The sequence below is a fragment of the Pseudomonas sp. FG-3G genome, from assembly GCF_901007645.1.
GTDB lineage: Bacteria > Pseudomonadota > Gammaproteobacteria > Pseudomonadales > Pseudomonadaceae > Aquipseudomonas > Aquipseudomonas rhizophila.
The window spans coordinates 77,396-100,105 of the sequence record NZ_CAAKGZ010000004.1 but is presented as its reverse complement, the minus strand read 5'-3'; the positions used below and the strand labels follow the sequence as shown (position 1 = coordinate 100,105).

Genomic DNA, 22,710 nt, shown 5'->3' with positions numbered 1-22,710 from the left:
GCAAGCTCGCTCCCACATGGGTTCGATGTCGATCACGAAATAGCGATCAGACACGAATCCCATGTGGGAGCGAGCTTGCTCGCGATAGCGGCCTCAAGCTCACAGCGAATTCAAAGCGACCGCGCAATAATTTCCTTCATGATTTCATTGGTCCCGGCATAGATGCGCTGCACCCGCGCGTCGGCCCACGCCCGGGCGACCGGGTACTCCCACATGAACCCGTAGCCGCCATGCAGCTGCACGCATTCGTCGAGCACCTTGCACTGCAGGTCGGTGCCCCAGTACTTGGCCATCGCCGCCGTCGGCACGTCGAGCTTGCCTTGCAGATGCAGTTCCAGGCAGCGGTCGACGAAGACCCGACCGATCTGGATCTCGGTCGCCATTTCCGCCAGTTTGAACCGGGTGTTCTGGAAGTCCGCGATGGATTTACCAAAAGCCTTGCGCTCGCGGGTGTAGTCCAGCGTCCATTGCAGCGCCGCTTCGGCCGACGCCAGGCCGCCAATAGCCACCGTCAGGCGTTCCTGGGGCAGTTCCTGCATCAGGTAGGCAAAGCCCATCCCGGCCTGCCCCAGCAGGTTTTCCTTGGGCACGCGAACATCCTGGAAGAACAGCTCCGAAGTGTCCTGAGCCTTCATCCCGACCTTCTCCAGGCGCTTGCCTTTTTCGAAGCCAGGTGTGCCCGCTTCCACCAGGAACAGACTGGTGCCCTTGGCGCCTGCCTTCGGATCGGTCTTGGCAACCACGATCACCAAGTCGGCCAGAAAGCCGTTGGTGATAAAGGTCTTCGAGCCGTTGATGATGTACTCATCACCCTCCAGCACCGCCGTGGTCTTCACGCCTTGCAGGTCGGAACCGGCGCCCGGCTCGGTCATAGCGATGGCCGTGACCATCTCACCAGACACCAGTTTGGGCAGGTACTTGTGTTTCAGCGCTTCGCTGCCGTAGTGCAGGATGTAGGGTGCCACGATGTCGGAGTGCAGCGAGAAGCCGATGCCCGTCAGCCCCAGCCTTCCAATTTCTTCAATCACCACGGTGCTGTAGAGAAAATCGGCATCCAGCCCGCCATAAGCCTCTGGCAGATGCGAGCACAACATCCCCGCCTCCCCCGCCTTGTTCCACAGCTGACGATCCACATGCCCCTGTTTTTCCCACTGGCTGTGGTACGGCACCGCTTCTTTTTCGAGGAAGGTTCGTACGCTGTCGCGAAACAGTTCGTGTTCGGAACTGAACAGGGTTCTGGGGATCATGGCGCACCTTTGCATTATTGTTCGAGGGGGTTATCCAACAGAGCCTAAGCCTGCGAGGGATGACAGGACACTGGACACATCCGACAAAAAATAAGACGATCCAGCCGTCTGGTGACCACTTTCCCCTATAAAAATAAAGATCAACTATGTCCAAGCACACCTCCACGCCCTTGCGGCGCGTCAGCATCCTGGCTATCGACCGGGTTTTCGCTTCCACCCTCATGCAAGCCAAGGATTTTTTCCACCTGGCCAGCCTGCGCTACGGCAAACAACTGGGCCACGGCCTGACACCGGCGTTCGAAACGCGGCTGGTCAGCCCCGACGGCAAACCGGTGAACAGCTTCAGCGACGTGATCATGCCGGTGGACGGCGGCCTGGAAAACACCGATGTGATCATCCTCCCGGCTTTTTGGGATGATTTCGCCACCCTCTGCGAACGTTACCCGCAGGTCCTGCCCTGGCTGCGGGAACAGCATGCCCGTGGCGCAGTGCTCTGCGGCGAGGCGACCGGGGTGTTCTGGCTGGCCGAGGCCGGGCTGCTCGATGGCAAGGAAGCCACCACGTACTGGCGTTTCTTCAACGCCTTCAAGGAGCGCTTCCCCCAGGTCCACCTGAACCAGGACAAGCACCTGACCGACGCCGACAACCTGTTCTGCGCTGGCGGCACGACCTCGGCCTGCGACCTCTATATCTACCTCATCGAACGGTTCTGCGGCGCCAACGTGGCCCAGGCCGTGGCACGAGACATTCTCTATGAAGTGCAGCGCAGCTACTCACCGGGAAGAATCGGTTTCGGGGGCCAGAAACTGCATCAGGATGTGATCATCCTGCAGATCCAGCACTGGCTCGAAGAACACTTCGCCGACAAGTTCCGCTTTGAGGACGTCGCTCGGGAGCACGGTATGAGCATCCGCAACTTCATGCGCCGCTTCCAGACCGCCACGGGGGACAAACCGCTGCATTACCTGCAACGGCTGCGTATAGAAACCGCCAAGGGCTTGTTGTCCGGCAGCCGCAAAAGCATCAAGACCATCAGCTATGAAGTCGGCTACGACGATGCAAGCTTCTTCGCACGGCTGTTCCGCCAACATACCGAGTTATCGCCGAACCAGTATCGACAGCAATTTCAGCAGGCGGCGTGAATCAAGGGTTGAATACAGTCCAATGTGGGAGCGAGCCTGCTCGCGATAGCGGTGTATCAGTCAACATCAATGCTGGCTGCCACACCGCTATCGCGAGCAGGCTCGCTCCCACAGGGTTATGCGGTGCGCCGTTGAGCTCGCACGCGCAAAAAAGGCCTGCAATTGCAGGCCTTTTTTTATCCGAACCGGTTTACGGCTTATGCGCCCGCGCCAGGAATTCGTGTGATTGCATTTCCAGCAAACGACTCAAGGTTCGCTGGAACTCAAAGGTCAGGCGACCGCCGGTGTAGAGATCCTTGAGTTCGACTTCGGCCGAAATGATCAGCTTCACGTTACGGTCGTAGAACTCGTCGACCATGTTGATGAACCGGCGGGCAATGTCGTCGGTGGTGACGCTCATTTGCTCCACGTTGCTGAGCAGTACCGCATGGAAAATCTTGCCCAGCTCGATGTAGTCGTTCTGGCTACGAGGGCCATCGCACAGTTCACGAAAGTCGAACCAGGCCACGTCATCGCAAGTCCGCACGGCGCGGATCTGGCGATTCTCGATGACCAACACATCATTTTCGACCGCCTGGGTGCATTCCGGCGTCAGGGCCCGGAAGCTCTTGCGCAGGCTTTCTTCAGCTGCGGCGTCCAGGGGAAAGTGAAACAGCTCCGCCTGCTCCAGGTGACGCAGGCGATAGTCCACCCCGCTGTCGACGTTGACGATATCGGTGTGTTCCTTGATCAGCGCAATGGCCGGCAGGAAACGCGCGCGTTGCAGGCCGTCCTTGTAAAGGCCGTCCGGCACGATGTTCGAGGTGGCGACCAAAGTCACGCCGTTCTTGAACAACTCCTCCATCAAGGTGCCGAGAATCATGGCGTCGGTGATGTCGGAAACGAAAAACTCATCGAAGCAGATCACCCGGGTCTCGTCGGAGAACCGCTTGGCGATGATGGTCAGCGGGTTCTTCTCGCCGCCCAGCGTCTTCATTTCTTCATGCACGCGCTTCATGAAGCGGTGGAAGTGCGTCCGTGTCTTCTCCTTGAACGGCAACGCCTCGAAGAAGGTGTCGACCAGGTAGGTTTTGCCACGGCCGACACCGCCCCAGAAATACAGGCCCTTGACCGGGACCTGATCCTTCTTGCCGAACAGTTTGCCCAACAAGCCCGGCTTGTTGTTCGACGCGGCGACCAGATCGTCGTACAGGCGCTGCAAATGCCGCACTGCCGTTTCCTGGGCTGCGTCGTGGAAGAACTCCGGGCGTTTCAGATCAGCTTGATATCGTTCTAGGGGCGTCATATTCGTTAGCAAGGCAACAAAAACGGGCCGTCACTGTAGCGACGGCCCGCGGGAATGGCAATCGGCCCTTATTCGAGCCGATGGTCGGAATAGCCCCGGTTCAGTCCTGAACTGGCGTCAGGGCCACGCGCAAAGCCTCGATGGCAGCATCCCGAGCGGCGCTGTCCGCAAAGGCCGGACTGTCGGCCACACAGGCGCCGTCAAGCCAGACACTGAAGCTCAGCTCGTCGCTGCGCACGTCCAGGGGCTGGCCGGCTTGCAGTTGCTTGGTGACCTGGCCCGCGGTCTTGCCATCGGCAAAATTGCGCGACAACACCAATTGCTCGCCATCGGCGGCCAGCAGACGGAAGCGGAAACTGCCGTCGTCTTCGCGAAAGCTCACGAAACGTGCGGCTTTGGCCACTTTCTTTTTCGTGCTGGTCGCCACCTGAACCTGGCTGACAAACGAACGCAGGCCGACGGCTTCGCGCAGTTCGTTGAGGAACGGTGTGGCCACGGCCCGGGCTTTTTTCGCGCCCAGTTGCAGGATGTCTTCAAGGTCCGCCGGGCGTTCGATCAACTGGTGATAACGTTCGCGGGACTCGCCCAGTTCACTGTCGAGCAATTGGAACAGGCGGTTCTTGGCTTCGCCCCAACCCAGGCCCTGCAGCAGTTCGCTGCGGAACTCGTCGGACTGCGCTGGCGTGGCGAAGGCCTGGAACAGGGTGAACAGGTGGGAGTTGTCCGGATCCTTGGCTTCGCCCGGTGCGCGGGAGTCGGTGACGATCCGCGAGATCGCGTCCTTCATGTCCTTGGCGCTGCTGAACAACGGGATGGTGTTGTCGTAGCTCTTGGACATCTTGCGGCCATCGAGGCCCGGCAGGGTGGCGACGCTCTCCTCGATCAGCGCCTCGGGCATGGTGAAAAACTCCTTGCCCTGGCCGAACAGATGGTTGAAGCGCTGGCCGATGTCGCGGGCCATTTCCACGTGCTGGATCTGGTCGCGACCGACCGGCACCTTGTGGGCGTTGAACATCAGGATGTCCGCGGCCATCAGCACCGGGTAGCTGTACAGCCCCATGGTGATGCCGGCATCCGGGTCTTCGCCGGCCTCGACGTTTTTGTCCACCGACGCCTTGTAGGCGTGGGCGCGATTGAGCAACCCCTTGGCGGCGACGCAGGTCAGCAGCCAGGTCAGTTCCGGAATTTCGGGAATGTCGGACTGGCGATAGAAGGTCACGCGGTCCACATCCAGGCCACCGGCAAGCCAGGTCGCTGCGATTTCCAGGCGCGAGCGCTGGATGCGCAACGGGTCATCGCATTTGATCAAGGCGTGGTAGTCGGCCAGGAAATAGAACGAATCGGCGTTGGTGTCGCGGCTGGCGAGGATCGCCGGACGGATAGCGCCGGCGTAGTTGCCCAGGTGCGGGGTGCCGGTGGTGGTGATGCCGGTCAGGATGCGGGTACGAGTCGTCATGGGTTATCGCTTGTCAGACTGCTGTCAATTCGAGAGGCGCGGCAGGAGCAGATCCTTGAGATCGGTCAGCTTGCCATGGAAAAAGTGCCCGCATTCTGCCACTTTCAGCAGCTCATGGGGGCGCTGGAGCGCGTCCGACCATTGGTAAACCAGCTGGGGGTCGACCACTTCGTCGGTTTCCGGCTGGATCACGGTCAACTCGCCGCTCATCGGCAAGGGCGATTGCGCGTCCAGGCGCATCACCGCCGGGGCCACCATGAACAGGTGCTTGGGTGGCTGGCCCTGGGCTTCCAGACGTCCGCCAAGGCTTGCGGCAACGAAGCCGCCAAACGAGAAACCGAACAGGGTGAGCGGCAGTTGCGGGTATTTTTCCCGCAACCAATCGGCTGCAGCCTGGGCGTCGTCGACTTCGCCGGTGCCCATGTCATGGCTGCCGGCACTGGCGCCGACCCCGCGATAATTGAAACGCAACGTAACCAGGCCAGCATCACGGGCAGTGCGTTGCAAGGTCGAGACGACTTTGTTGAGCATGGTCCCGCCCTGCACCGGGTTGGGGTGGCAGATCAGCGCCAGGCCACGGGGCGCTTCGCTGTCCAGGTACAAGGCTTCCAGTTGGCCCACGGGGCCATCAATGACTACAGGGGTTTCGCGCATAAGCAAGGGAAAGAACTCCGTGACCCCGAATAGGGTCGACTCGTCTAGCTAAAAGTCTGTGCCTGGCATGATTGCGATGTTCTTCGCGGTATACAGCGCAGGTCCGAGCCGTTAACGTAAAGCAAAGCCGTTTATAGAGGAAGGACTCGTGGAACACTCGCTCTTAGTTTGGCTGTTGCCGACTCTTGCCCTGGTTGCCGGTGTCGCCATTGGATTCCTGCTTGCCCGACTGCTGCCCAATGCGGTGCCTAACAGCACGCAACGTCAGCTGGACGACATTCAGGAACGTTTCGACAGTTATCAGAATGAAGTGGTCACTCACTTCAACAGCACCGCTTCTCTGGTGAAAAAACTCACTCAGAGCTACCAGGACGTCCAGGATCATTTGTCCGAGGGTGCCAATCGCCTGGCCCTCGACGAGCAGACTCGCCAACGCCTGCTGGCCGCCCTGCACGCTGATGCGGCGCAGACGCCACGGGAACGCCTGACCCCGCCAAAAGAGGTCCAGGAACCGCCCCGGGACTACGCCCCCAAGGCCCCCAATTCACCCGGCATGCTCGATGAGCATTACGGTTTGAAGAAGTAATCTCCAAGCGACACCCAAAAGCCCGCCCGATCGCATGATCGGGCGGGCTTTTTTTTGACTCCGACGCCTTGTGGGAGCGAGCCTGCTCGCGATGTCGGCGGCACATCCAGCATCACCGTTTCAGACACACCGCTTTCGCGAGCAGGCTCGCTCCCACAGTTTTGATCGGGGTGTTCACAAAGTCTGTGCCCGCACCCATCTCCTGTGGGAGCTGGTGTCACAGGTTCTGCGCCACCCTGCCCTCACCCCAACACTTCACCCGCCACCTGATCGATAGCCCCTTTGGTGATGTCGACGATCAGGTCCGCCTCTTCGCGGGTCAGGATCAGCGGCGGGGCGAAGCCCAGGATGTCGCCGTGGGGCATGGCGCGGGCGATCATGCCGCGTTCCAGGCAAGCGGCCGAGACCCTGGGGCCGACTTTCAGCGCCGGATCAAAAGCGCTGCGCTGCTCGCGATCAGCCATGAACTCCACCGCCGCAAGCATGCCATCACCGCGCACTTCACCCACCAGCGGATGGCCTTCGAGGCTTTCACGCAGCCGGCGGTTCAGGTAGCCGCCGACATCCTCGGCGTTGGCGGTGAGGTTTTCCCGCTCGAGAATGTCGAGGTTGGCCAGTGCCGCCGCCGCGCAGATCGGATGCCCTGAATAGGTCCAGCCGTGCCCCATGGCGCCTTCGGTCTGGGAGGCTTTTTCAATCACACTCCAGACCTTTTCCCCGATGATCACCGCCGACAACGGTGCATACGCGCTGGTCAGGCCTTTGGCGGTGGTAATCAGGTCCGGCTTCATGCCGTAGCGCTGGCTGCCCATCTTCGAGCCCAGGCGACCGAAGGCGCAGACCACTTCATCGGCAATCAGCAACACGTCATACTTTTTCAGCACCGCCTGGATCGCGTCCCAATAACCGGCCGGCGGAACAATGATCCCGCCCGTGCCCATCAAAGGCTCACCAATGAACGCCGCCACGGTGTCCGGCCCTTCAGCCAGGATCATTTTTTCCAGCTCATCGGCGCAGTAGCGTACGAACGAGCCTTCGTCCATGCCCGCCGGGGCCTTGCGATACCAATGGGGGCACACGGTGTGCTTGACCCCTTCCACCGGCAGGTCGAAATGCTGGTGGAAGGTCGCCAGCCCAGTCAGGCTGCCGGTCATGATGCCCGAACCATGGTAGCCACGATCGCGAGAGATGATTTTCTTCTTCTGCGGCCGGCCCAGCACGTTGTTGTAGTAACGCACCAGTTTGACCTGGGTTTCGTTGGCATCGGAACCGGACAGGCCGTAGTAGACCTTTTTCATCCCTTCCGGTGCCCAGTCCATGATGCGACTGGACAGTTCGATGATCGCCTCGCTCGAGTGGCCGACGTAGGTGTGGTAGTAGGCCAGTTCCTTGGCCTGCTTGTAGATGGCATCGGCCACTTCGGTGCGGCCGTAGCCGATGTTCACGCAGTAGAGGCCAGCAAAGGCGTCGATGAAGTCACGGCCTTCATGGTCGCGAATGCGGATGCCCGCTGCGCTCTTGATGATCCGGCCCTTGAGCGCACCGCTGGCGTGGTCGTGGGCATGGGTCGAGGGGTGCATGAAATGCGCACGGTCTTGTTCGAACAGCGTGTTGAATTCCTGGCTCATGCGGATTCTCCTGGGAACTGGCCTTGATGGTGCAGGCAAAAGTATTTGGTTTCGACGAAGGGCTCGAAGCCCTCGCTGCCACCCTCGCGGCCAAGGCCCGAGGCTTTCATGCCACCGAAGGGAATCGGATGGCCGGTGAACTTGACGCCGTTGACCGCGACCATGGCGTGGTCGAGACGGTGAATCAGTGGATAAATGAGGTCCAGGCGGTTGGAGCAAATATAGGCTGCCAGTCCGTACTCGGTGTCGTTGGCCATTTCGATGGCTTCATCCAGAGTGTCAAATGGCATCACCCCGGCGATGGGCGCGAAATTTTCTTCGCGGTAGATGCGCATCTGCGGCGTGACATCAGCCAGCACCGTTGGCTGGTAGAACAACCCGCCCAAGGCATGGGCCTCGCCACCGACCAGGCGCTGGGCGCCAAGGGCCAGCGCATCGGCGACCCGGTCGGCAGTTACGTCGAATGCCGCCTGGTGCATCAACGGGCCAATATCCACATCCTGCTCCTGCTGATCGACCATGGCCGGGCCGACCCGCAACGCCCGAACCGCCGCGGCGAAACGGCTGAGGAACGCCTGATAAACCGGGCGCTGGACCATGATCCGGTTCGCCGCGCAGCAATCCTGGCCCGAGGTCTGGAACTTCGCCTCCACGGCGACTTTTACCGCCAGCGCCAGGTCAGCATCGGCGCAGACAATGAACGGCGCGTTGCCGCCCAACTCCAGGGCGACTTTCTTCACATCATGGGCGGCGGCTTGCAGCACCAGTTTGCCGACCCGAGTCGAGCCGGTGAAGCTCACTGAGCGGACACGGCGATCCTTGACCAGGGTTTCCATGGTCATCTGCGGCTCACCCAACACCACGTTGAAGACCCCGGCAGGAAAACCCGCCTCCTCGGCCAATTGCGCCAAGGCCAAAGCCGAGTACGGCGTTTCGTGGGCCGGTTTGATGACCACGGTGCAACCGGCAGCCAGGGCAGCGGCGGCCTTGCGGGTGATCATCGCCGACGGAAAATTCCACGGCGTGAGCAGCGCGCAGACGCCCACTGGCTCCTTGAGGGTGCCCAGGTGGGCGTTGGGAATGTGGCTGGGGATGTTCTGCCCGTACAAGCGCCGGGCTTCTTCAGCGAACCAGGGAATGAAGCTTGCGGCATAGGCGATTTCGCCGCGGGATTCGGCCAGGGATTTGCCCTGCTCCAGGCTGAGGATGCGCGCTAGGTCTTCACTGTGTTCGACGATCAACGCCGCCCAGCGTCGTAGAATCTTGCCCCGGGCATCCAGGCTCTGTTCACGCCAGGCCGGGAATGCTTGCTGGGCCGCGTCCACCGCCGCGACAATCTGCGGCTGATCGAGCATCGGCACATGGCCGATCACCGTACGGGTGGCGGGGTTGTGCACGGCAATGCTCTGGCCGCTGTCGCTGTGGACCCACTGGCCGTTGATGTAGCAAAGCGCTTTGAACAGCAGCGGATGTTGATAAGTCATGACGTTCACTCCAGACCGTGTGCGTGAAACCATGCTAGGGCAGCAGCACTTGGATAATCGGGTGTTTGCCGTGGGTCATTGCTTGGTTTTTTCTGAAACAAGGGGCTGTAAAAGTGATTTCTGCGGTGCTCAGGTTGACGGTGCCAGCTCCGCCGGCAAGGCGCCGCCGGTCTTGATGACTTTGGTGACGATGTAGGTGAAATAGCGCTCGATGCCGAGGTCTTCGAGTAGCAGTTGATCGACAAAGCGCTGGTAGTGATCGATATCCGGAGACTGGATCATCGCCAGGTAATCCACCCCGCCGCCGGTGGCGTAACAGAACGCGACTTGCGGGGCGGTGGCCATGCGCTGCTCGAAGCGACGCATGTCCTGGGCGGTGTGTCGGGCCAGGGTGATTTCCACTAGCACCTGTTGACGCTTGAACACCGCGCCCCAGTCGATCTGCGCCCGATATCCGGTGATCAGCCCTGCCATTTCCAGCTTGCGCACCCGCTCCCAGGCCGGCGTCACCGAAAGGTTGATCGCCTCGGCCAGACTCGACTTGGTGATCCGTCCATCCTCCGCGAGGATCTGCAGGATCTTGAGGTCATAGCGGTCGAGCTTGTGCATGGGCCGGGCTCCCGGTGATTAAAAACTCAAGGCATACATCAATTATGGCGAGGGGATTTATCCCCGCTGGGTTGCGAAGCAGCCCCCAAGTTACTGACTCAATCTGTCTGCCATACCGAAGTGTCAGGTTGTAGGGTCGCTGCGCAACCCAGCGGGGGATAAATCCCCTCGCCACAAGTTCAGTGCCCAACCCGACTCACGCCAACACATCCGCAATCACTGCCAAGGTATCGCCACATCGCACCAGCCCCGGAAAGTGCCGGGCCGCCAGCAGTCCGCTGCGGGCGGCGCGGTATTCGATGGGGGCGACGCCGCTGCGGGTGGCGTCGTAAATACGCGCCACCACCTCGCCCAGGGTCACGTGTTCTCCCAGGTCGCGGCACATTTCCAGCAGGCCGTCGTGTTCGCTGGCGATGAAGCAACTGGCATCGGGCATGTCGAGCATCATCGATGGCTGTAGCTCGATTTCGCCGCGCAGGATGCCGGCGTGGATCAGCAGATTGCGTACGCCGCGCTCGGCAATCGCCACGCTGCGGGCCGTCGATGAGCCGCCACCGCCCAGTTCGGTGGTGACAAACACCTTGCCCTGGGATTCGGCGGCAGTGTCGTACATCGCTCCGGCGTCCAGTTCCAGCATGCGCATGCAATACGGCGCATTGAACGCCAGCATCCCCGCCTCGCAACGGGCCTGTTGCTGCTTGTCCGGCAACACGTGGCAGGCGGCGAACGGCAGGAAGTCCAGGGTCCGGCCACCGGAGTGGATGTCCAGGACGATGTCGGCCAAAGGCAGCAATGTACGGTTGAAGTAATCGGCGATTTTCTCGGTGACGGTACCGTCCGGCTTGCCGGGAAAACTGCGGTTGAGATTGCCCTTGTCGATGGGCGAAGTCCGGCGTGCGGCATGGAACGCCGGGGTGTTCATGAACGGCACGATAATCACCCTTCCGCTCACCTCTTGCGCGGTCAACCGTTGTGCCAGCTTGCTCAGGGCTACCGGGCCTTCGTACTCATCGCCGTGGTTGCCACCACTGAGCAACGCCGTCGGGCCGCTGCCGCGCTGGATCACGGTGATGGGAATCATCACCGCGCCCCAGGCCGAATCGTCTCGCGAATACGGCAGTTTGAGGAAACCGTGCTGTACGCCCTCGCGGGTGAAATCGACCGTGGCGCTGATGGGATTGGCAGGCAAGTCAGTCATGGCTCAATCCTTCACGAACAATTGACGAGGCACGTTGCACAGCGTCTCGACGCCGGTTTCGGTGATCAGGATGCTTTCAGTGATTTCCAGGCCCCAATCGTCCATCCACAATCCGGGCATGAAGTGGAACGTCATGCCCGGCTGCAACACGCTGGTGTCGCCGGGGCGCAGGCTCATGGTGCGCTCGCCCCAATCCGGTGGGTAACTGATACCGATCGGGTAGCCGCAACGGCTGTCCTTGTGGATGCCGAACTTCTCCAGCACTTTGAAAAACGCCACGGCGATGTCGCCCGTGGTGTTGCCCGGCTTGGCCGCGTCCAGGCCGGCGGCGATGCCCTCGACCACGGCTTTTTCGCCGTCGAGAAAATGCTGCGGCGGCTTGCCCAGGTAGATGGTGCGTGACAGCGGGCAGTGGTAACGCTTGTAGCAACCGGCAATCTCGAAAAAAGTCCCGGCGCCCTTCTCGAACGGCGAGTCGTCCCAGGTCAGGTGCGGCGCGCTGGCGTCGGCACCAGTGGGCAGCAAGGGCACGATGGCCGGGTAATCGCCGCCATGACCATCGGCCCCAAGGATGCCGCTGCTGTAGATCTCGGCCACCAGTTCGTTCTTGCGCATACCCGGCTCGATCCGCTCCAGAATCCGACCGTGCATGTTCTCGACGATGCGCGCGGCGATGCGCATGTAGGCGATTTCCTGGGGGGACTTGACCGCCCGCTGCCAGTTCACCAGGCCCACCGCGTCCACCAGTTTGGCCTGCGGCAAATGTTTTTGCAGCGACAGGTATGCGGCGGCGCTGAAGTAGTAGTTGTCCATCTCCACGCCGATGGTCAGCGCGCCCCAGCCACGAGCGCTGATCACTTCCCGGGACAGGTAGTCCATGGGATGGCGTTCGCGCGACTGCACGTAGATGTCCGGGTAGCCGACGATATTCTCGGCCTGCATGAACACCGTGCGTTTGGCACCGTTGGCATCCTGGCCGCGACCGAACCACACGGGCTCGCCGTCCAGCGCCAGCAGCACGCACTGGTGTACGTAGAACGACCAACCGTCGTAGCCGGTGAGCCAGGCCATGTTCGACGGATCGGTGACCAGCAACAGCTCCAGGCCCTGGACCTGCATGGCCACACGGACCTTCGCCAGGCGCTGGGCGTATTCCTCCCGCTGGAACGGAAGATTGACGACTATCTCTGACATCCACCTGCCCTCTGATCAATGACGCACGAATAAAAGATCGGTCAACGACCGAATGGGAAACCCTTGCCTGCCGCCCGCGCCCGCTCAAAGGCCAGGTTGGCGATGGCGGTGTCCTGGGCGCCGGTGCCGGTGAGGTCGCACAAGGTGACTTGCGCCTCATCGGTCCGCCCGGCCCGCTGCCCCGCCAGTACCTGGCCCAGCTCCAGCAACGCCGACTCATCGCCGACGACACCGGCCGCCAGGGCGTGATGCAATTCGCCGAGCACGCGGGTCTGGCTCAGGCGATCAGCGACGTAGCAGTCGACTGCCGCCAGGGCTTGCGGACAAATCTCGTTCTTGTTCTCCGCGTCCGAGCCCATCGCCGTGATATGCAGGCCGGGATGCAGATGCCGGGACTCGATCAGCGGCTCACGACTGGGTGTGCAGGTAATGGCGATGTCCACACCTTCCAGCGCGGCGTCGAGCGTTGCGCACGGTGTCACCGAAAGCCCCGTCTCACGTGCCAGTTCGGCACTGAAGGCCTGGGCCTTTTGTGCATCGCGAGCCCAGACCCGCACCTCCTCGATGGGCCGCACCAGACGCAGCGCCTGAAGCTGCAACGCGGCCTGCTCGCCAGCGCCGATCAACGCGACACTGCGGCTCTGCGGGCGGGACAGGCAGCGCGCCGCCACCGCCCCGGCCGCGGCCGTGCGCACGGCAGTGAGGTAGCCGTTGTCGAGTAACAGCGCCTCGAGCAAACCGGTGCGCGCCGACAACAACATCATCATGCCGTTGAGGCTGGGCAGGCCGAGTTTCGGATTATCGAAAAAGCCTGGGCTGACCTTGATCGCAAACCGCTCCAGACCCGGCAGATAAGCGGTCTTCACATCCACCTCACCGTTATGTTCGGGGATGTCCAGCCGCAGGATCGGCGGCATCGCCACGGCTGCCGTTGCCAGCAGCACAAAGGCCTGCTCAATGGCGTCGATGCTGGGCAAGTCGAGGGCCACGCAACTGCGCAGATCCGCTTCGCTCAATAGGGTGACTTCACTCATGGCTGGCTCCGTTGCGGCTGAGGGTTATTGAAGGGCCCCGGCGATCACGCGGGCATGTTGTTCGGTGTCGACGTTGCGCCCGCTGATCACCAGCACAATGGGGCCGCGCGGTTCGATCAGGCCGTCGAGCAAAGCGGCAATACCCACCACGGCAGCGCCCTCAAGCACCAGGCGTTCCTCGTGATAGGCGTGGCGCAAGGCATTGGCGATGGAAGCTTCTGAAAGCAGGTGCAGGTCATCGCTCAGTTGCCGGGTCATGTCGAAGGTGTAGCGGTTGTCCAGGCCGATGCCGCCGCCGAGGGAGTCCGCCAGGGTGGGCAACTCCTCGACTTCCACCGGATGCCCGGCGGCGAGGCTGGCGCCCATGGCGGCGCCTCGGGCCATGCTGATGCCATGCACCTGAATCGCCGGATTCGCATTTTTGAGCGCCAGCGCCACACCGGCGAACAGGCCGCCACCGGACAACGGCACCAGCACCTGGGCCACATCCGGCTGTTGTTCGAGGATCTCCAGGCCGAGGGTGCCCTGGCCGGCGATGATCGCTGGATGGTCGAAGGGCGGCAGAAAGGTCGCACCCTGCTCTCTGGCGATGCGTTCGGCTTCGCGCTGGGCATCGTCCTGGGACTGGCCGACGATGCACACCTGCGCGCCGAGGTCGCGGATCGCCTGGACCTTGTTGGCCGGCACCAGGTTCGACAGGCAGACAATCGCCTTGACGCCTTGTTGCGAAGCGGCATGGGCCAGCGCCCGACCATGATTGCCGGTCGAAGCGGTGACCACGCCGAGGGTCTTTTGCTCGGGGCTGAGCTGGGCCACGGCATTAGTCGCGCCGCGCAGCTTGAAGCTGCCGGTGATTTGCAGGGATTCGAGCTTGAGGTACACCGCCACCCCCATCAGCCGTGACAGGCTGGGGGAATGCTCCATGGGCGTACGCCGCACCAGCGATTCGATGCGCTGGCGAGCGAGGTAGACATCCTGTAGCTGCAACACTGCCATGACCGCGTCCCGAGCTGATGTGTTGGGCGCAGTCTAAGAGGGCTGGATTGTGGTGATGAATGTACTAGGGCAATTTAATCAATGATTGTCCGGCCCCAAATCCTCGACCACTACAAATCCCCTGTGGGAGCGAGCCTGCTCGCGATGGGGACAGTACAGCCACAGTTTCTGTTGGCTGTTACGCCGCTATCGCGAGCAGGCTCGCTCCCACAGTTAAAAATCATGCACCTGCGGATACTGGTCAAACATCTCGCGCATGCCGATCAGCGCATGGCGCATTTCCTCATCGCTGCATTCGGCGCCTACGCATACTCGCACCGCACGGGGTTTGGGGGTGCCGCGCACGGTGAACGGGTCGGGAGAGGTTACGGCGATGTGTTTGTGCCGCAGCGCCCGCACCAGGCTGTCCACCTCCCACCGGGGTGGGATGCCTATCCAGGCATTCAAGGCGTGAGGATGCTGGCCCAGCAAATGCTCGCCCATGTACTCGGTCACCATCGCCTGGCGCCCGGCCAACAGCCGTCGTTGCAACTGCACCAGCGACTCGGCGCGGCCATCGCGAATCCAGCGGGCGGCGATCTCCGAGACCATGGGCGTGGCCATCCAACTGTTGACCCGCAGGATGCTCTCGGTGCGTAGCGCCAGGCGCTTGGGCACCACCAGATAACCGATGCGCAGCCCCGTGAGCACCGACTTGGTCATGCTGGTGCAATAGAACGACAGCTCCGGCAGGTAGTGGCTGATGGGCGGCGCACGGCGCTCGTCCAGCAGCGGACCGTATACGTCATCTTCGATGATGTGCACACCAAAGCGCCGGGCAATCTCGGCGATTTCCCGCCGGCGGGTGTCGGGCATCAGGCTGGTGGTGGGGTTGTTCAGGTTCGGCGTGCACACCAGCGCGGTGATGCGCTCGTTGCTGCACATGTCCTCGAAGTGTTCAGGGTCGATGCCATAGCGATCCATCTCCAGGCCCTTGAGGGTGAAACCCAGCACCTGGGAATTGCCGATCACCCCGTGGTCGGTCACCCCTTCGCAAAGCACCACATCATCGGGACCGGCCAGGGAAGCGAGGGCCAGGAAGATCCCATGGGCTGCGCCGTTGGTGATCAATATGTCGTTGCGATCAACCTTCAACCTCTGGCGGCCGATCCATTGGGCGGCCGCTTCGCGATGGGATTCAAAACCTGCGATCGGACGAAAAGCATGAATCCACGGCTGATCTTCTTCGGTGCTCAATTGAAGGCAGGTGTCGCGCCAGAACTGGTCGTGCTCGCGGGTGTGCATGATTCGCGTGATGGAAAAGTCCACCAGCGCTCGCTCGGGGCTGTCGAGGATGTAGGTCGCGACCCGATCACTCATGCGTCGCGAAACGAAGCTGCCGCGCCCCACTTCACAGCGCACCAGCCCCTGGCGCTCCAGCTCCTTGTAGGCATTGGTAACGGTCTGCACGCTGATGCCCATGGCGTCGGCCACTTGCCGTTGCGGCGGCAGGCGTTGGTCATTGGCCAGGGCGCCCTGCTCGATATCGTCAGCAATGGCCTGTACCAGAATCTTGTATTTGGACTCACCGCTACGGGCCGCGTCCAAGGCTGATTTCCACTTTTCCATGACGCTGCAACCCGCGTGTGTTCTGGTGCGCACAGCATCCCGCGGCAACGGCGACAAAGCAATTGTCCTAGTGCAATACAATCGGTGCCGGGGCTTTTGTATGCTCGGTCCAAGGTTGTCATCCAGGCGGGTTCACCACCCCGACAAAAAAGCCGGATCGACCTGTACCGGCGCCGTTCCCGATTCCAGGCCAAGGCCGGATCAGCCGCTGTACGCTTTGCTCTTGTAACACTGCCTCCTACCACAGAGCCGTCAAACGACGGATCCACAAGAAACAGGAGATTTTACCGATGAGCAATTTCCTTCCCGCCACATGCGCGCCCCTGCGTCGGCTCTTAATGACTTGTGCCGTACTTGGCCTGGCTGGCAGCGTTCACGCCGCCACCCTCGATACCGTCAAAAGCAACAGCAGCATCCGGATCGGCTACGCCAACGAAACTCCGTTCGCCTTTACCGAAACCGACGGCACCGTAACCGGTGAATCACCGGAAATCGCCAAGATCATCTTCGCCAAGATGGGCATCAAGCAGGTCAACGGCGTGCTCACCGAATGGGGCTCGCTGATTCCCGGCCTGCGCGCCGGCCGATTCGATGTGATTGCCGCCGGGATGTACATCACCCCGGCGCGCTGCAAGCAGGTATTGTTCACCGATCCGCAATACCAGTTGCCCGATGCCCTGCTCGTGGCCAAGGGCAATCCCAAGCAACTGCACAGCTATGAAGACATCGCCAAACAACCGGACGTGAAGCTGGCAATCATGGCCGGTACGGTGAACCTGGCGTACGCCCGGGATTCCGGGGTCAAGGATGAGCAGATCCTTCAGGTCCCCGACACCACCGCGCAGTTGCAAGCGGTGCGCGCCGGTCGCGCGGACGCTGCCGTCGGCACGCAACTGACCATGAAGGGCCTGGCCAGCAAGGGCGGTGACAAGGTTGAGGCGATGACCGAGTTCAAGGACGACCCGTCGCACATCGGCTACGGCGCCCTCGCCTTCCGCCCCGAAGACAAAGACCTGCGCGATGCGGTCAATGCCGAGCTGAAGAAATGGCTAGGCTCTGAAGAACACCTCAAGGCCGTTGCGCCGTTCGGTTTCGACAAGTCCAACGTGACCAGCAAAACCGCGGCCGAGCTCTGCGCTCAGCCATAGCCGAAACGGGCATGACGCGCAGTGCGTGATGCCTGTTCCCTGCTTCATCGGATATCGGGTTGAACCATGGGCGAATTACTTCCGTTATTGATTCAAGGGGCCTGGGTCACGCTTCAGGTGACCTTTCTCGGCTCGCTGCTGGCGATCGTCGCCGCGGTCCTGGCGGCCTTGGGGCGGCTGTCACCGTGGCGAGCGCTGCGCTGGTTTTCCATCACCTACATCGAAGTGTTTCGTGGCACGTCGCTGCTGGTGCAGTTGTTCTGGTTGTTCTTCGTGCTACCACTGCCGCCGTTCAACGTTGAGTTGAGCCCCTATGCTGTGGCGATTGTCGGCCTGGGCCTGCACATCGGCGCTTATGGTGCCGAAGTCATGCGCGGCGCCATCAGCTCGGTGGCCAAGGGGCAATACGAAGCGTGCACGGCGCTGAATTTCAGCGGCTTCAAGCGCTTCAAACGGATCATCCTGCCCCAGGCCCTGCTGGCGGCGATCCCACCGGGCACCAACCTGCTGATCGAATTGCTCAAGAACACGTCGCTGGTGTCGTTGATCACGTTGTCCGACCTGAGTTTCCGTGCTCGGCAGCTGGATCAGGCAACCTTCCAGACCCTGGAGATCTTCAGCCTGGCGCTGGTGATGTATTTCATCCTCGCCCAGGCCATTAACCTGGGGATGCGCCATGTCGAACGACGACTGAGCCGGGGCCGGATGCGTGGAGGTCTGTCATGACCCTGTTCGACTGGTCCTACGCCGCACAGATCCTGCCGGACTTGCTGCGCGCCTCACTCAATACGGTGGGCATCACCCTGATCGGCTTTCTGATCGCGATTGTCCTGGGGCTGTTCCTGGCAATTGGTCGGCGCAGCCGAAAAGTCTGGCTGTCATGGCCGGCCACCGCCGTGATCGAGTTCATCCGCAGTACGCCGCTGCTGATCCAGGTGTATTTCCTCTATTACGTGCTGCCTAACTACGGCTTGAGCCTGACGGCCATGCAAGTGGGGATTCTGGGCATCGGCCTGCACTACGCCTGCTACATCGCCGAGGTCTATCGCAGCGGCCTCGACGCGGTGCCGCGGGCGCAGTGGGAAGCGGTGACGGCGTTGAACATCGCTCCGTACAACGCTTACCGCAACATCATCCTGCCCCAGGCGCTGCGGCCGATCATACCGCCGCTGGGCAATTACCTGGTGGCGATGCTCAAGGACACGCCGGTGCTGTCGGCGATCACCGTGGTGGAAATCATGCAGCAGGCCAAGAACATCGGCTCCGAGCATTTCCGTTATCTGGAGCCGATCACCATGGTCGGCCTGTTCTTCCTCGCCCTGAGCCTCGCCTTGGCCTATCTGGTACGGCGCCTTGAAACGCGCATGGAGCTACGCTAATGACTTTACCCCTGTCCTCGCCCACCGATTTGTCCCGGCGCAGCACGCTGGCGTCGCAGCAGGAGGCCCCGGCCATGCAAGATCAGACACCGTCCCGGCCGATCGTGAGTTTCCAGGACGTGACCAAAAGCTATGGCAGCTTTACGGTGCTCGACCATCTGAACCTGGATGTCGCGCCCGGTGAAAAAGTCGCGATCATCGGCCCCAGCGGCTCGGGCAAGTCCACATTGTTGCGGGTGTTGATGACCCTGGAAGGCATCGACCAGGGCCAGATCCGCATCGAAGATGACTCCCTGACCTACATGCCCAACCGCAACGGCGTGCTGGTGCCGGCCAACGACCGGCACATCCGCCGTGTGCGCGGCAAGATCGGCATGGTGTTCCAGAGCTTCAATCTGTTTCCCCACATGACCGCGCTGCAAAACGTGATCGAGGCGCCGGTGCAGGTGCTGGGCATGAATCCGAAGGAAGCCCGGGAGCGCGCCGCCGATTTACTGGAGCTGGTAGGGCTGGGCAGCAAGCTCGACCATTACCCTTCGCAGTTGTCCGGCGGCCAGCAACAACGGGTGGCGATTGCCCGGGCGCTGGCGATGCGACCCAAGGTGATGCTGTTTGACGAAGTGACCTCGGCACTCGATCCGGAACTGTGTGGCGAAGTGCTGAATGTGATCCGCAAACTGGGGGCCGAGCACAACCTGACCATGCTGATGGTGACCCACCAGATGGGCTTCGCCCGGGAATTCGCCGACCGGGTGTGCTTCTTCTACAAAGGGCAGATCCACGAACAGGGCACTCCGGCGCAGATCTTCGAAAACCCGCAGCAGGAGCGCACGTGCGCGTTCTTGAGTGCGGTGAAAGAGGCTAACTGAACCTATCTACTAAAGTGAACACTGTTGTGGCGAGGGAGCTTGCTCCCTCGCCACAAAGGTCCAAACGCTAGCCGCAAAAAAGGGGGCCCCTGTTTTCAGGGGCCCCCTTTCATTTACCGCCCAGCGATTATGGGTACTGCTGGTAAGTCTGCCCCTGCTGCGGCGCTGTCTGGTATTGCTGGCCCGGAATGGCCTTGAGGTTGACTTCGACGCGGCGGTTTTGCGCGCGGCCATTGACGTCGGCGTTGCTGGCCACCGGATTGTCCGGGCCGGCACCGCGGGCCGTCAGGTTGGCGCCACTGACACCTTGGGACGTCAGGTAGGTCGCCACGCTCTGTGCACGACGTTGCGACAGATCCATGTTGTGCTGGCGGCTGCCGGTGCTGTCGGTATAACCCACGATTTCGATCTGGTTCTGGTTGAACTCCTTGAGGGAGTTGGCCAGGTTGTTCAGCGGCTGGTAGAAACTGGACGCGATGTTCGCCGAGTCGGTGGCGAAGGTGATGTTGCCCGGCATGATCAGTTTGATCTGGTCGCCCTGGCGCTGCACTTCAACGCCGGTATTGGCCATGCTGGCACGCAGTTTCTTTTCCTGCTGGTCGGCGTAGTAACCGTAGCCGGCCGCGGAAGCCCCCACGACCGCAGCGCCGATCAATGCACCCTTGCCACGGTTATCGTGACCGATGGCCGCACCGGCCAACGCACCGGCCAGGGCACCGAGGCCGCCGTACTTGGCGGTCTTGCTCATGCCGGAGGACTCTGTGGAGGCCTGCCCCTGGTTGTCATAAGGATTAGGCGACGCGCAGCCGGACAGCAGGGCCACAGCGGTTGCGACAACAATCAAGCGACGCGAGGTGAACATGAAGATGCTCCTGGTATTTTAATTCTGAAGTGCCAGTATCGACTCTGGCTGGCGTTGGAACACGGTAATTGGCAAAAATTCCGTCCAGCCGTGTCGCGCCTGGCTTAGTCCTGCGTCAGGCACCGGCTCACACCCCTGACGATCATCTCCACTTCCCGCCCATCAATGGTCAACGGGGGCAGCAGGCGGATGGTCTTGCCGCGAGTGACATTGATCAGCAGAGCGTGGTCGCGTGCGGCGCAAAGGCTCAGGTCGCGGACCGGTTGCTTGAGTTCGACGCCGATCATCAAGCCCTGGCCGCGAATCGCCAGCACGTTCGGGTTGTCCGCCAGTTCGGCCGTCAGCCGGTTGAGCAACTGTTCACCCTGATGCCTGGCGTTGTCCAGCAAACCTTGCTCCTGGATGATGTCCAGCACCGTACAGCCGACCCGACAGGCCAGCGGATTGCCGCCGAAGGTGCTGCCGTGGCTGCCAGGGGTAAACAGTTCGGCCGCCTTGCCCCGGGCCACGCAGGCGCCGATGGGCACGCCATTGCCCAAACCCTTGGCCAGGGTCATGACGTCCGGCACGATGCCTTCGTGCTGGAACGCAAACCATTGGCCGGTGCGGCCGATGCCGGTCTGGATCTCGTCGAGCATCAGCAACCAGGCGCGCCGGGTGCACAGTTGACGCAAGGCCTTGAGATAGCCCGGCGGCGCCAGTTGCACACCGCTTTCGCCCTGGATCGGTTCCACCAGTACCGCAACGATGCGCTCGCCATGAACCTGCTGAATATTTTCCAGCGCCGCCAGATCACCGAATGGCACCTTGATGAAATCCCCCGGCAACCGATTGAAGCCCAAGCGCACCGCCGGGCCATCACTGGCGGACAAGGTGCCCAATGTGCGTCCGTGAAACGCATTCTCCATGACCACCACCAGTGGCTGCTCGATACCTTTGTGCCAGCCATAAAGGCGCGCCAGTTTCAGTGCGGTTTCGTTGGCCTCGGCACCAGAGTTGTTAAAAAACACCCGATCCATGGCTGAGAGCTGAGTGAGTTTTTTCGCCAACCGTTGCTGCCAGTCGATGCCGTACAGGTTGGAGGTGTGCAGCAGCAGGCCAGCCTGCTCGCTGATAGCCTCCACCAGTCGAGGGTGGGAATGGCCGACGTTGGTCACAGCCACGCCCGCCACCGCATCCAGGTACTCGCGACCGTCCTGATCCCACAGGCGCGTACCCAACCCATGGGTAAAATTCAGCGCCAGGGGTTGGTAGGTGGTCATCAGGCAGGCGGCGGTCATGGCTTCAAGCTCCATCAGGTGGTTTTTTCCAGTATGGTTAGCCACTCTTGCTGGATAAACGCTACATTCCTTCAATCATTTTAAAGCCAGGCTTGATAATGGATCTTTTTCAGGCAATGACGGTTTACGTCAAAGTGGTGGAAACCGGGAGCCTGACAGCGGCGGCCCAAGCGTGCGAAATGTCCACCACCATGGTGGGTAATCACCTTCGCGCACTGGAAGAACGTCTTGGCGTGCGCCTGATCAACCGTACGACGCGGCGCCAGCGCCTGACGGAATTCGGCTTTTCCTATTACCAGCGCTGCCTGGAAGTGCTCGGGCTGGTGGCCGATTCCGAACGACTGGCCGAGCAAACGCAAGGCGAGCCCACCGGCACCTTGCGCATCACCGCGCCACTGACCTTTGGCACCGAGCGACTTGCCCCGGCGCTGGCCGAATTCAGCCGGCTCCATCCCCAGCTTAAACTCGACGTGGTGCTGACCAACCAACGCCTGGACCTGCTGGATCACGGTTTCGACGTCGCCATCCGTCTCGGCCCCATCGACCCTAAGCTGATCGCCCGACCATTGATGGACTACACCCTGACCATCTGCGCATCCAGGGCCTACCTGGCGCGCCGCGGCACACCGCAAAAACCCGCTGACCTGGAGCAGCACGACTGCCTGTCCTTCGCCTATTCCGCCGGCGACGAGTGGCGCTTCGCCCAGGATCACTGGCCCATCAACGGGCCGGAAGGTGAAATCAAAGTACCGGTGACTGGGCCGATGCTGATCAACAGCTCCTCAGGACTGCATCGCGCGGCCCTGGCCGGCATGGGCGTGGTGATGCTGCCCGATGCACTGGTGGCGCAAGACCTGGAAGAAGGCCATCTGGTCGCGCTGCTGCAGGACTATCAACTCCCCCACCGGCCAATGAACCTGATGTATGCCCAGGATCGCTATCGGTTGCCCAAACTGCGCAGCTTTGTCGAATTTGCGATGCAGCAATGGGGCAAACCCCAAACCCAACCCGAATGACAAAGTAGGAGCTGACGCGTGCAACGAGGCTGCGA

Annotated in this window: 21 protein-coding genes; 7 read left to right on the top strand and 14 right to left on the bottom strand. The window is 61.5% G+C overall.

Features of this window, described 5'->3' with window-relative positions; all coding sequences use genetic code 11:
* Positions 1 to 110: 110 nt before the first annotated feature.
* The gene (locus tag PSEUDOMOFG3G_RS03020) at positions 111 to 1,247 is read right to left on the bottom strand and encodes an acyl-CoA dehydrogenase family protein (RefSeq protein ID WP_047228576.1); all 1,137 of its coding nucleotides are present in this window, start codon (positions 1,245 to 1,247) and stop codon (positions 111 to 113) included.
* Positions 1,248 to 1,492: 245 nt separating this feature from the next.
* Between PSEUDOMOFG3G_RS03020 and PSEUDOMOFG3G_RS03015 the strand changes: the two genes are divergently transcribed.
* Positions 1,493 to 2,389: a GlxA family transcriptional regulator gene (locus tag PSEUDOMOFG3G_RS03015; protein ID WP_171061317.1), complete on the top strand. Its 897-nt coding sequence runs from the start codon at positions 1,493 to 1,495 to the stop codon at positions 2,387 to 2,389.
* A 190-nt stretch (positions 2,390 to 2,579) separates the two neighbouring features.
* Here PSEUDOMOFG3G_RS03015 and zapE read toward each other — a convergent pair whose 3' ends face one another.
* The 3 genes from zapE to PSEUDOMOFG3G_RS03000 all read right to left on the bottom strand — a co-directional run bounded on the left by zapE (position 2,580) and on the right by PSEUDOMOFG3G_RS03000 (position 5,784).
* Entirely contained in the window at positions 2,580 to 3,674 is a 1,095-nt protein-coding gene (gene zapE / locus PSEUDOMOFG3G_RS03010; RefSeq protein ID WP_047228578.1) for a cell division protein ZapE, read from the bottom strand.
* A gap of 100 nt (positions 3,675 to 3,774) precedes the next feature.
* On the bottom strand, positions 3,775 to 5,130 hold the full coding sequence (locus PSEUDOMOFG3G_RS03005; RefSeq protein ID WP_139049179.1) for a tryptophan--tRNA ligase: 1,356 nt from the start codon (positions 5,128 to 5,130) through the stop codon (positions 3,775 to 3,777).
* Between the two features lie 24 nt (positions 5,131 to 5,154).
* On the bottom strand, positions 5,155 to 5,784 hold the full coding sequence (locus tag PSEUDOMOFG3G_RS03000) for an alpha/beta hydrolase (RefSeq protein WP_047228580.1): 630 nt from the start codon (positions 5,782 to 5,784) through the stop codon (positions 5,155 to 5,157).
* A gap of 148 nt (positions 5,785 to 5,932) precedes the next feature.
* On the opposite strand from PSEUDOMOFG3G_RS03000, the gene PSEUDOMOFG3G_RS02995 reads away from it, so the two are divergent.
* Positions 5,933 to 6,370 (top strand): YhcB family protein, encoded by a 438-nt coding sequence (locus tag PSEUDOMOFG3G_RS02995; RefSeq protein WP_047228581.1) that lies wholly within the window; start codon positions 5,933 to 5,935, stop codon positions 6,368 to 6,370.
* Between the two features lie 242 nt (positions 6,371 to 6,612).
* Here the strand turns inward: PSEUDOMOFG3G_RS02995 and PSEUDOMOFG3G_RS02990 are convergent, their stop codons facing one another.
* The 8 genes from PSEUDOMOFG3G_RS02990 to PSEUDOMOFG3G_RS02955 form a co-directional block, all read right to left on the bottom strand.
* Positions 6,613 to 7,998, bottom strand: coding sequence for an aspartate aminotransferase family protein (locus tag PSEUDOMOFG3G_RS02990; RefSeq protein WP_139049178.1), 1,386 nt, complete (start codon positions 7,996 to 7,998; stop codon positions 6,613 to 6,615).
* Complete coding sequence (locus PSEUDOMOFG3G_RS02985) at positions 7,995 to 9,482, bottom strand: NAD-dependent succinate-semialdehyde dehydrogenase (protein WP_139049177.1); 1,488 nt, start codon at positions 9,480 to 9,482, stop codon at positions 7,995 to 7,997. The genes PSEUDOMOFG3G_RS02990 and PSEUDOMOFG3G_RS02985 overlap by 4 nt, the downstream gene beginning before the upstream one ends.
* A 129-nt stretch (positions 9,483 to 9,611) precedes the next feature.
* Positions 9,612 to 10,091 carry an Lrp/AsnC family transcriptional regulator gene (locus PSEUDOMOFG3G_RS02980; protein ID WP_139049176.1) on the bottom strand — a complete coding sequence of 160 codons (480 nt, stop codon included), beginning with the start codon at positions 10,089 to 10,091 and terminating at the stop codon, positions 9,612 to 9,614.
* Between the two features lie 196 nt (positions 10,092 to 10,287).
* Positions 10,288 to 11,289 (bottom strand): N(2)-acetyl-L-2,4-diaminobutanoate deacetylase DoeB, encoded by a 1,002-nt coding sequence (gene doeB / locus PSEUDOMOFG3G_RS02975; protein WP_047228585.1) that lies wholly within the window; start codon positions 11,287 to 11,289, stop codon positions 10,288 to 10,290.
* 3 nt (positions 11,290 to 11,292) lie between these two features.
* A complete protein-coding gene (gene doeA / locus PSEUDOMOFG3G_RS02970) occupies positions 11,293 to 12,483 on the bottom strand; it encodes an ectoine hydrolase DoeA (protein WP_047228586.1) in 1,191 nt (396 codons plus the stop codon).
* A gap of 41 nt (positions 12,484 to 12,524) precedes the next feature.
* Positions 12,525 to 13,517 (bottom strand): cyclodeaminase, encoded by a 993-nt coding sequence (locus PSEUDOMOFG3G_RS02965; RefSeq protein WP_047228587.1) that lies wholly within the window; start codon positions 13,515 to 13,517, stop codon positions 12,525 to 12,527.
* 24 nt (positions 13,518 to 13,541) lie between these two features.
* Positions 13,542 to 14,513, bottom strand: a complete 972-nt coding sequence (gene eutB, locus PSEUDOMOFG3G_RS02960) for a hydroxyectoine utilization dehydratase EutB (RefSeq protein WP_139049175.1) — start codon at positions 14,511 to 14,513, stop codon at positions 13,542 to 13,544.
* Between the two features lie 213 nt (positions 14,514 to 14,726).
* Positions 14,727 to 16,121 (bottom strand): PLP-dependent aminotransferase family protein, encoded by a 1,395-nt coding sequence (locus tag PSEUDOMOFG3G_RS02955; protein ID WP_047228589.1) that lies wholly within the window; start codon positions 16,119 to 16,121, stop codon positions 14,727 to 14,729.
* A gap of 290 nt (positions 16,122 to 16,411) precedes the next feature.
* Here PSEUDOMOFG3G_RS02955 and ehuB point away from each other — a divergent pair, with 290 nt between their 5' ends.
* The 4 genes from ehuB to ehuA all read left to right on the top strand — a co-directional run bounded on the left by ehuB (position 16,412) and on the right by ehuA (position 19,517).
* Complete coding sequence (ehuB, locus tag PSEUDOMOFG3G_RS02950; RefSeq protein ID WP_047228590.1) at positions 16,412 to 17,269, top strand: ectoine/hydroxyectoine ABC transporter substrate-binding protein EhuB; 858 nt, start codon at positions 16,412 to 16,414, stop codon at positions 17,267 to 17,269.
* Between the two features lie 66 nt (positions 17,270 to 17,335).
* Positions 17,336 to 17,995, top strand: a complete 660-nt coding sequence (gene ehuC, locus PSEUDOMOFG3G_RS02945) for an ectoine/hydroxyectoine ABC transporter permease subunit EhuC (protein WP_047228591.1) — start codon at positions 17,336 to 17,338, stop codon at positions 17,993 to 17,995.
* Positions 17,992 to 18,648 (top strand): ectoine/hydroxyectoine ABC transporter permease subunit EhuD, encoded by a 657-nt coding sequence (ehuD, locus tag PSEUDOMOFG3G_RS02940; protein ID WP_047228592.1) that lies wholly within the window; start codon positions 17,992 to 17,994, stop codon positions 18,646 to 18,648. Before ehuC ends, ehuD begins: the two co-directional genes overlap by 4 nt.
* Complete coding sequence (ehuA, locus tag PSEUDOMOFG3G_RS02935; RefSeq protein ID WP_373685062.1) at positions 18,648 to 19,517, top strand: ectoine/hydroxyectoine ABC transporter ATP-binding protein EhuA; 870 nt, start codon at positions 18,648 to 18,650, stop codon at positions 19,515 to 19,517. Before ehuD ends, ehuA begins: the two co-directional genes overlap by 1 nt.
* 127 nt (positions 19,518 to 19,644) lie before the next feature.
* Here the strand turns inward: ehuA and PSEUDOMOFG3G_RS02930 are convergent, their stop codons facing one another.
* Complete coding sequence (locus tag PSEUDOMOFG3G_RS02930) at positions 19,645 to 20,379, bottom strand: OmpA family protein (RefSeq protein ID WP_076383595.1); 735 nt, start codon at positions 20,377 to 20,379, stop codon at positions 19,645 to 19,647.
* A gap of 104 nt (positions 20,380 to 20,483) precedes the next feature.
* Positions 20,484 to 21,659: an aspartate aminotransferase family protein gene (locus PSEUDOMOFG3G_RS02925; protein WP_139049174.1), complete on the bottom strand. Its 1,176-nt coding sequence runs from the start codon at positions 21,657 to 21,659 to the stop codon at positions 20,484 to 20,486.
* A gap of 98 nt (positions 21,660 to 21,757) precedes the next feature.
* Between PSEUDOMOFG3G_RS02925 and PSEUDOMOFG3G_RS02920 the strand changes: the two genes are divergently transcribed.
* A complete protein-coding gene (locus PSEUDOMOFG3G_RS02920) occupies positions 21,758 to 22,675 on the top strand; it encodes a LysR family transcriptional regulator (protein WP_139049173.1) in 918 nt (305 codons plus the stop codon).
* Positions 22,676 to 22,710: the final 35 nt, after the last annotated feature.